Origin of the sequence: Prevotella sp. AM34-19LB, from assembly GCF_003468525.1 — a bacterium.
In the GTDB taxonomy this organism is placed as follows: Bacteria; Bacteroidota; Bacteroidia; order Bacteroidales; family Bacteroidaceae; genus Prevotella.
Genome location: NZ_QSIG01000074.1, coordinates 1 through 9,384 on the forward strand (window position 1 = coordinate 1; position 9,384 = coordinate 9,384).

Annotated in this window: 8 protein-coding genes and 2 pseudogenes; 6 read left to right on the plus strand and 4 right to left on the minus strand. The window is 45.0% G+C overall.

Going from position 1 to position 9,384, the window contains the following annotated elements:
• Positions 1–136 precede the first annotated feature (136 nt).
• From DW830_RS16990 to DW830_RS17420, 5 genes and pseudogenes are all read left to right on the plus strand, one after another.
• On the plus strand, positions 137–259 hold the full coding sequence (locus DW830_RS16990) for a hypothetical protein (RefSeq protein ID WP_255415640.1): 123 nt from the start codon (positions 137–139) through the stop codon (positions 257–259).
• Entirely contained in the window at positions 256–1,272 is a 1,017-nt protein-coding gene (locus tag DW830_RS14495; RefSeq protein WP_119250381.1) for a fimbrillin family protein, read from the plus strand. The genes DW830_RS16990 and DW830_RS14495 overlap by 4 nt, the downstream gene beginning before the upstream one ends.
• 123 nt (positions 1,273–1,395) lie before the next feature.
• Entirely contained in the window at positions 1,396–3,567 is a 2,172-nt protein-coding gene (locus DW830_RS14500; protein WP_119250382.1) for a fimbrillin family protein, read from the plus strand.
• Positions 3,468–3,689, plus strand: a pseudogene (locus DW830_RS17415) (glycine-rich protein); the annotation flags it as partial. The gene DW830_RS14500 and the pseudogene DW830_RS17415, both read left to right, overlap by 100 nt.
• Positions 3,690–3,847: 158 nt before the next feature.
• Positions 3,848–4,195, plus strand: a pseudogene (locus tag DW830_RS17420) (glycine-rich protein); the annotation flags it as partial.
• 421 nt (positions 4,196–4,616) lie between these two features.
• Here DW830_RS17420 and DW830_RS14515 read toward each other — a convergent pair.
• The 3 genes from DW830_RS14515 to DW830_RS14525 form a co-directional block, all read right to left on the minus strand.
• Positions 4,617–5,621 carry a hypothetical protein gene (locus DW830_RS14515; protein ID WP_233544569.1) on the minus strand — a complete coding sequence of 335 codons (1,005 nt, stop codon included), beginning with the start codon at positions 5,619–5,621 and terminating at the stop codon, positions 4,617–4,619.
• A gap of 110 nt (positions 5,622–5,731) precedes the next feature.
• The gene (locus tag DW830_RS14520) at positions 5,732–6,793 is read right to left on the minus strand and encodes a YncE family protein (RefSeq protein ID WP_233544570.1); all 1,062 of its coding nucleotides are present in this window, start codon (positions 6,791–6,793) and stop codon (positions 5,732–5,734) included.
• A gap of 16 nt (positions 6,794–6,809) precedes the next feature.
• Positions 6,810–8,099 carry a hypothetical protein gene (locus tag DW830_RS14525; RefSeq protein ID WP_233544571.1) on the minus strand — a complete coding sequence of 430 codons (1,290 nt, stop codon included), beginning with the start codon at positions 8,097–8,099 and terminating at the stop codon, positions 6,810–6,812.
• A 507-nt stretch (positions 8,100–8,606) separates the two neighbouring features.
• Between DW830_RS14525 and DW830_RS16800 the strand changes: the two genes are divergently transcribed.
• Complete coding sequence (locus DW830_RS16800) at positions 8,607–8,858, plus strand: PepSY-like domain-containing protein (protein WP_255415641.1); 252 nt, start codon at positions 8,607–8,609, stop codon at positions 8,856–8,858.
• A 101-nt stretch (positions 8,859–8,959) separates the two neighbouring features.
• Here the strand turns inward: DW830_RS16800 and DW830_RS14535 are convergent.
• The coding region (locus tag DW830_RS14535; protein ID WP_119250387.1) for an N-acetylmuramoyl-L-alanine amidase at positions 8,960–9,384 on the minus strand (425 nt) is incomplete at its 5' end.

Consider the following 9,384-nt stretch of genomic DNA (forward strand, 5'->3'; position numbering starts at 1 on the left):
GGACATTGATGCTTGGACTACCGAGCACTTGTCCAAAAACTGGGTGACAGAACGAACCAAAACTCTCAAACAAGTGAGTTAATATTGGAACATAGAACTGGACACCCTATTTATTAATTTTTAAAAGAAAACAGTTATGAAAAAAAGTGTTTTATTAATGGCTGCAGCTACTGCTATTGCCTTGTCTTCATGCTCTTCAGAAGAGACTAAGGATGTTGCGAAGAGCTCTAATATCACCTTCCGCAGTACAGTAGCTTGAACAGCCGTGGAACTGAGGCAACAACAGATAATCTCAAGAATATCTGGGTGAGTGCATGGGCTGATAATGACCCGGTATTTAATGCTGAGCAGTTTACAAAGAAAGCTGGTACAACAGAGTTTCGTAGTGTAGGTGGTCCTTGGTTCTGGGAGAAGGATAAGGATTATACCTTTATGGCGTTTGCTACTGGTAAGGAGGATAAGGCGAACTTAAATCCTACAATTAACAAGGATAACATTACTTTGGCTGATTACACTCCAAGTGCAAATCTTGCAGATCAGTTGGATTTGCTTGTAGCTCAGGGAACAGGCTCTAAGGTTAACAATCAAACTACAGGAGCTAAATTGGATTTCGACCATATTCTTTCACAGATTCAGATCAAGGTGAAGAATACAAATGAGAACAGAAAGTATATTATCAAGGGCGTACGTATCTCTAATGTAAATGGTACAGCTACCTATACATTTACCCCTGGAAATGCTGCAGCTAAACACGCTTGGACTGATATTAAAACACCGAGCCAGTATATCCTTAATCAAGATGCAGCGATCACCCTTGATGATCAGAATAAAGTCGTTAATGATTTGCTCGTAGGTGCTAACAGCGCTATGCTTATCCCACAGAGTATCACAGCATGGGATGGTACAGCTCCTAATAAACCAGCTACTTTCGCAAATGTTACCGGTTCTTACATTTCTCTCTTGATTAATGTTCAGAAGAAGAATGCTGCTGGCGGTTGGGAGCAGGTTTATCCAGATAAAGCCGGTCAGGCTGATAATACTAAATTCGCTTGGGCTGCTGTAGCTATCCCTGCTGGCACTTGGGCAAATGGTAATAAGTATATTTACACTCTCGACTTGAGTAGGGGTGCTGGTAAGGTAGATCCTGTAGATCCAGGTAAGGATTGGACTGATAAGGATCCAAAACCAGGTGAAGATATTCTGGGCGGCGAAATCTTCTTCACTGTTGATGTAAAGGCATGGCTTGATCAGACAACAGATGTCCCAATGTAAGTATTGAATATACCAAATTATAATTTTAGAATTGGAGGGTATCCGGCTCACGAGAGAGTCTGAGAATCGGAACCCTCCGATTCTTTACCCTTATTGGCGTAAAAAGAATTTAAAGAAAACTATATGATGAGAAAAACTTATAAATGCAGTTTGTTGGCACTCAGTGTACTCGCATCCTTTACGTCATGTTCAGAAAGCGAATCACTGCAGCAAGCCAATCTATCTAATGATAAAATTACATTTCAACCATCGCTCGACAACAGCTGGAAGCCTCTGTCTCCCAGCTCCTCTTCACGTGCAGCTAAAGATGCAGCAAACGAGGAGGGGCCTATCGTCGTACCTACATCCTACGGTAAGCCCCTCTATCTTCACTCATTAGAGCAGGACGGTATCTATATCTGGAGCAAGGACGGAAAACGCATCACCCGTTCCGGTGCACCGCTGGAAGACGGGGAACAGGAACGAGCTGCGCAGACCCGTGGAGCCCAAAAGGTAAATATTAATGAATATGGTAGTTTTGGCGTAACTGCTATTTATAAGGAAGGAAATACGAATGTATCATTATTCCAGAATGGTGGCAATCCGGAAATAGCCGTTGCCACACCATCCAATAATTTTTGGGGAATCCAGGACAGCCGATGGCCAAATACAGGAGAAGTGTCTTTTCATGCTTTCGCTCCATATAATGCAAATGTAAACTCACCTCTTGAATACACCCAAGACATAGCCAATGGAAAGACCCAGATCACATATACAGCATCAAACACGGATATTGCCAGTCAGCCCGACTTGATTGTTGCCACCAACAAAGGCTCGAAATCAAAGGAAGCTTTGGGCTTGAGCTTCTATCATGCCCTTACTGCCGTAACCTTCGCTGTCGATAAGAATCTGGCTGATGTTATTGGTAATGGAAAACAACTGACAAAGGTAGAATTGCGTGGCATCCGTAACCAGGGTACCTGTGATCTTTCTTTGTCAGGAACGGCTAATGTGCCAAGTGCTCAGTGGACTCTTAAAGATGATAAGGTTACATACACCTTCGATGTTACTGACAAAAATATAATTGTTGGTCAGGATGATTATGCGCTCACACTGGGAGATCAAACATTGATGATGATTCCTCAGCGCTTGGATACTGAGGCTAAGTTGATCGTCACTTTGGTAGCAAATGGAAAAACAGAAGAATATACAATATCTCTCAATGGTAGTACATGGGAGGCTGGTAAATCTGTCATCTATAAGCTTTCGTCCAAACTGATTACCGTTTTGGATACTAATCTTATTTACTATGATAATTCCTGGAATAATTTTGATAAAGACGGTCAAGGTGTATTCTACCAGAATGATCCAAGAACTGATTTTATTGACTACAAAGACAAAATGGGTGTTTACATTGTGAATAACAAGACAAAAGAGCTGATTCTGGGGAATAAGTATGTTTATAGGGGATCTGGTTGGTGGTATATAGATGGCCAAGGAATGCCATACAATACCAGTAATTTAACTTACTTCTTCTACTATCCATATAGCAAGGAAACGCAAAATGTAAATTTAAACGCCAATACTGCCGAAGAATTCTTTAAAGAAAAGATTGATAATCACAATAAGAAGATAATCACCGATCAAGATGATCTTGTCAAAATTGCATCGGCAGATTTACAGGTGGGAAAAGGTTCGTTTGCTCCCAATGGACGAATAACTGTTCAAATGAAACATCAGGTAGGTGTGGCGGTTCTGCATATGCCAAGTTCTCAGAATGGAATCCTGGTATTCAAAGATGATTCTTATACGTACTGGTATGGTGAAAAAAGGAAAAGACCACAACAGGGGACAAATTATACGGCTTGGGGAATAGACGACCCGACTGGCCAGTATTTTCCATCACAAAAATTTACCGGTAACATTCCATGTCTAGCTGTTCATAAAAAGGTAGATGACTACAGACAATGGAAAAGATTCTCTTTTGTTGTTCCGTTTGGAAAGACTGTAAAATTTCAAGCAGAAGCAGATCCTGCCGAAAAGAGGATTGAAAATGACTGGGGAAAGCTTTTTGATATTAGTCTTACACCTAATCAAAATAATCCTGTAGTTGTACAAACGGTTGAATGTGATGTGCCTTTTACAAAGATTATACGTGAATACGAGTACAAGGGATCGGTAGAAACTTTTACTGCTCCTGCTGATGAAACATATACCTGCAATGTTGGGGGGCACAAGGTTCACACTTTGACAATCATCAAGGGGTATTCCACGAAGGAGGAAAGGGGGGATATGCCACAGGTGAATATAAGATGAATAAAGGAACAAACATTTATATATGTGTAGGTGGTCATGGTAACGGATATAATAATAGAATTCCAGGTATTGGTAACCCTGGACCAGCCGGCGGTGGAGCAACAAGCATAACTACAACTAATAAAGGTGAACTAAGCAACTTCAATGGCTTTCGTAGTGAAGTGCTCTTAGTTGCAGGAGGAGGAGGCGCACAAGATGCTGGTGAAGGCACCACCCTAAAGCTGGAGCAGGAGGAGGCTTATACGGCGGCACTGCATCTGGGTCAGGTTGTCATGGTAGTGGAGCAAGTCCAAGTGAACCTGGACGTAATGGGTATAGAAATACTTCAAAAATGCCGAACGATCATAAAGCCGGCTTTGGGTATGGTGGTGTCGTCTCTACCAATGAAGATGGTTGGGAAGACTATGGTGCTCAAGGTGGTGGTGGATATTTTGGTGGTGGTGGCACTCAAAAGGCCGGACCTGCTGGAGGTGGCTCTGGTTATTTTAAAAGTGATGCACTTACCAATGCTGAAACGATAGCCGGTAATACAGATTTTCCAGCACCTACGGTTACAACAGAAACGGGACATACCGGTAATGGCAAAGTCCAGATTATCTTACCTATGCCCAAGAAGAACAAACCCTAGTGAGGCATACCGTTAGGCGACCCCGTAGCGCCGAATAGCAAATAATTGATACTTACGATGATATGATAAAAAACAGTTCGATATATAATAGGTAGGCTAGAGATAGCCTGTGGTAAATAATCGTAAGAATTTGAGTCTATTGATTGCGGGTGTATGTGAATATGCCTCCTTCATATTTAAGGTAGCAGATTAATGTGTGTAGAATCTGCAAGATTAATTTTATAGTTTTAATAAGTAGGTCGTACAGAGGTACATCTATTTACATCTTTTACTTATAATTATCCCCTGCCAGCTTGTGAAAGCCGGCAGGGCTTTTTTTAGGTTTAATTATTACATAAGCAAAACCCCCATCCCGCTTGAGAAAGTAGGATGGGGGATTTCTGTTTATCTGTTATTCAAGTACTGAAATGGGTTTGGAATATCAGTTAGATAATATTTCCTGTATTTTCTCCTCTCCGATATTCAAAGTCTTTGCTATCATTTCTGCATTCATGCCCGACTTCGATAATGCCAAGACAGCTGCGCGCAAGGATGCATCCTTCTCTTCAAGTGACGCCTTCTGCTCTTCAAGTGCCGCATCCTTCTCTTCAATTGCCGCTTTCTGCTCTTCAATTGCCGCATCCTTCTCTTTAATCGCCGCCTTCTGCTTTTCGAGTTCTTTTTTCTGCGTCATGATAGTAGTATCCCTGTCTTCCAGGGCCTGGAAGAACTCATCCTCTGCATTCATCCTGTTTCTGATGTCAGGATTAGCCGCCGCCGACTGGAGCCGATGGAGTATATGCGTCATTTCGGCATCATCCCCATATTTGTTCTCATCCAACTCAAGCATTCGCTGGTCGTCCGGATAAATCTGCGACTGGTCGAATACGCTCAGTATTTTCTCCAGTCTATTGTTTACCCTTCCTCTCAGCCGCGGAATCTGGACAATGATGCTGTCATGCTGCAGACTCTCTACAAATGGGTCTGGCTCCTCCTGGTGTACTTCATTTCCCTCATAGTCATATATCTTATGTCTGGCATAGATGACGGGTTCCGTGAATTGTCCCACGTTATGCCCCAGCAGATACACCGCCACGGTAGGCAGGGCATACTTGCCCTTGGTCTCCTTGCGCATATTCTCCTTGTTGTTATACTGCACAGCCAGGTATTGACGGAAGCGCAAGGTTTCCGTCTCCAGCCATGTTTTCTGCAATTCTATCAGAATCAGATTCTTACTGCCGTCATCTTCCAATACGGTTGCAGCAAAGTCAACACGAAACATAGAGATGGCATCACGTGAAATGTTGGGATATTCATGACGACGCATTTCTACAGCAATCACCATTTTCTGCAAGAGTGCAGAAAGCAATGTCTTGGCTATTCGCTCATCTTCCATCATATACTTGAAGACGGCATCGTAAAGTGGGTTGGCTACGTATATCATCATATTCTATCCTCCATGATTAATTAAATATATTTGCAAAGATACGCTGAATATTTGTAACCTCCAAATTTTTAGGCAGTTTTTTTGCTTTATTCCGAGAATGCTTCGCTTACTTACTTCTGCCGAGGCTGGATCTCGTAGGATGGATTGTTGCGGATCTCCCAGCGGTCGAGCTTAGTGCCGTTGGTCAGGATCAGCTTCTCCTTCTGGTAGGTTACGATGGTCTGGGATGGCAGGCTCACTCTGCCGTCGCCCGCAAAACTGCGGATTGGCTGAGAGAAGTCTCGCTTCTGGATATCAGCCAGAGTGTATTCTGCCAGCTGCATCTTGCCGTCCTTCTCCATCGATACGAAGAACTTGTCTTTGTCGTCGGTTTTCGAGATGGAACGCAGGCGGGCATTCCAGTCCTCTGTAATCTTGACAGGTGCATCGCCCTTCTTCTCAATAATGTCCTGCACTTTCCAGGCATAGATGATGCCCGTGCGCGGGATGAAGGTATAGAGCGAATCGCCTATTACTTCCATATCATAGGATTCTGACTGCGGCTCAAACTTGCTGCCGATGAAATAGCTGCCTGTAGCCAGCTTGGCATAGACATTGTTGTTGTTGGCTGCATTCATGTCCAGCGCCTCACGGTCGAAGACCCTGATATTCATCTCCTTGGAATCTCTTACGAATACCAGGCGAGGGGTGGCGCACACGCATCCAGCCCAGGAAACATTGCTGGCTGGCCAGGAACCGGTGCCCAGACGACTGAGATACTTACCCGTCTTCTTGTCGAAGATCTGCACCTCTCGGCTGTCGCCGGCTGCCACGAAGAGGTGCTCGCCCTCGGCATATACATCCCTAGCCAGTGTGCGGTCGGCATTGCTGATGCTGCGCTTCAGCTCCAGTGTTTCAGCATCGAAAACATCGATGCATTTGCCGGCAAAGTTGGCTACATACAGTTCTTCGCCATCGCTGAAGAGATTTACGGCATTCAGCTGTCGGCCTCCGATGTCCTCGGATGTGCGTGAGAGATAGCCGTCCAGGTAGAAGTGGTCTGCCACCTTGATGGTATCCACCGGCTGCATTACTACTCGGTCTTCAGTAATCTCTCTGATTTCTGTCTGGTCGCAGGATGCCATTGCCAGCATCATCAGTCCTGCGCTGATCATCATTACGTCTTTTCTCATTTCTTAGTCCTCCTTGTTATTTGGTATTGTCCTTGAGCGGGTTCTCAGTGAAGTACTTCACGAGTCGGCTCTTCTTGTAAAAACTATCGATATTCTTCTGCAATACGGCATCATCCTGGAAAATCTGCATGATGTCGCAGTCACGATACTGTGCATTCTCCGGTTTGTGGAAGCCCAGCAGGTTGCGGTCGGTATAAGGCAGGTCGCCCTTCTTGCTCAGCCACATGTGCAGCTGCCAGATAAACTCAGTCCAACCTACGTTCACGCCTTCCGAAGTCTTTGCCGCATAGGTCATGTTACTGTTGTGACTGTAATCCATGCAGTGCATGAACTCGTGGGTGATTGACTCCCATCCGCTGAAGGATGCATAATGGCCGTAGAAGTTCCAGTCGGTAATGCCCCAGGTGGCACCGCCGCCCAGTCCGCCATAGGCAGGTGAGGTCTGTCCGAGCACGAAGTTCTTCTTAGCCTTGAATCTCTTCATCTCGCTCTGGTACTTTTCGGCAGTGAATGGCACCTTTTCGTTGTCGTAGAGGTCGCCGCCCATCACCTTCTTGAAGTTTGCCATCACATACTTGTACTCTGGGGTGGTCATCATATAGGCATAGTTGGTGAGGATCACCACCCACTCTCGGGCGTAGATAGGTTTCATCTCGTGGAAGTTGTATGATTCGCCTATGGTAGGAGTCCATCCGAAGTTGGAGAAGCTGCAGTTCCACTGGGCATCAATCTTCTGGAGCATCTTGAAGTGCTCGTCGTCGCTGGTGAGTCGTGCCTTCATCTGGTTCATATCGAGATATGGACAAAGGAAGCTCACGAAATTTCCGCTTTTCTTCTTCCATACGTTTCTTCTGCCAATGAAGGATGGCTTGAAGGAGAAACGGGAGAAGGCAGGAACGGTTTCGAAAAAGGCCACGGGGATATACTCGTCAGCCTCCGGAATATACATCTCGAGGTTGACGTTGGAGACTGGTTTCGCACTCCAGCTGGTGATGACGAGCGAATCGCCCACTGCTGATTTCTTCACGCTGATGAGATTGTCGGTGCGGAAGGTATAATCTGCCTTGCCTACGATTTCAGAAGATGGGTCGGATAGATTCAGGATGTGTCGGGCAGCTTCAGCCGGCATTTTGTCAAAAGATAATGTATCTTTCAGGAAATCCTGCTGGAATGGCTGCTGGATGTCGTTGTACACAATCTTGTCTTCATAGTCTGTGGAGCAGGATGCCATCAGGGTCATCGCTGCCACGAGCGTGGTTCCGGCAGCCAGAGCCGGAACTTTCAGATGTTTTTTCTTTTTCATCATTTTGGGTTTTTTACTGTTGATTTCTATACTGTTATTATGGTTTGCAAAGATACGGAAAATATTCGTAATATCCAAATTTTTAGTGAGTTATTTCGTCTGGTATTACCTTCTGCTGATATATACTAAAAAAGAGTTAAAACACTGTTAATAATGCGTTGGATATTTTGTAGTTTGGAAATTTTTTACTATATTTGTAGCGTCAAATGAATGGTATAGGCGAATACCGTTTTGTTCCTTGAAAAGGAGATGTAAATGATAATAAAATAATCATATAATTATAGTAGTTACTCAAATTTTAAAATTCAAGACAACATGAAAAGAACATTTTTAGCGACTGTTTTGTCGCTTGTTTTTGCATTGGTGGCAGTAGCTTGCCACAGTGATGAAAAGGTGATTGGTTATACTGAGTTGCCAGTACAGGCACAGTAGTTTGTAAAGCAGTATTTCCCTACTGCCACCTACTCCCGTGTAGAGAAGGAGAAGGACCACGGAAAGTGGGAATATGAGGTGCTGTTGAGCGACGGAACCAAAATAGATTTCAGCGACAAGGGAGATTGGAAGAGCGTGGACTGCAAGTTCTCTGTTCTGCCCAAGGGTATTGTTCCTACTGTGATTCTGCTGGATATCGAGAAGCGTTATCCGTCAGCCCAGCCTTACAAGATTGAGAAGGAGATAGGGGGATACGAAGTGGATATTCCGGGCTTCGACCTATATTACAGTCAGAACGGCACCTTCATCCGTGCGGAGATTGACAGATAATCCGACAGATTAGAGTATAGGTTAGGTTAATGTTGCTGTAGTAACGAAATCCCCCAGCCCGCAGTTTGCAGGTTGGGGGATGATTCTTTCTGTTCCCATTCCTATACCTCCAGCAGCGGCTGCAGCTTGGTGGCATCGAAGCAGGGGCATGCCTTCTGCACGCCCGGCAGGTCACGATGACCCAGTATCACCTTGATGTCTGGGAAACGGTGGTGGAGGTTGATGATCAGCCAGAACATCGCATCCTTCTGTGCCGCCGTTCGGGTGTCGGCTATGCAGCCTCTGGCATCCAGTCCGCCCTCATAGCAGATGCCGATGGAGTTGGCGTTGGCTCCACGGGCATGCGCACCCATTCGCTCTACCGGACGGCACTCATGTACCTTGCCGTCGCGCGTAATATAATAATGATAGCCGATGTCAAACCAGCCGTTCACTTCCACATGGTCGTGGCGCAGCTGCTCTACTGTGTAAGGGTGATTGCAGCGGCTACCGCTGCAATGCACCACAATCATATCAATCTTTCTCA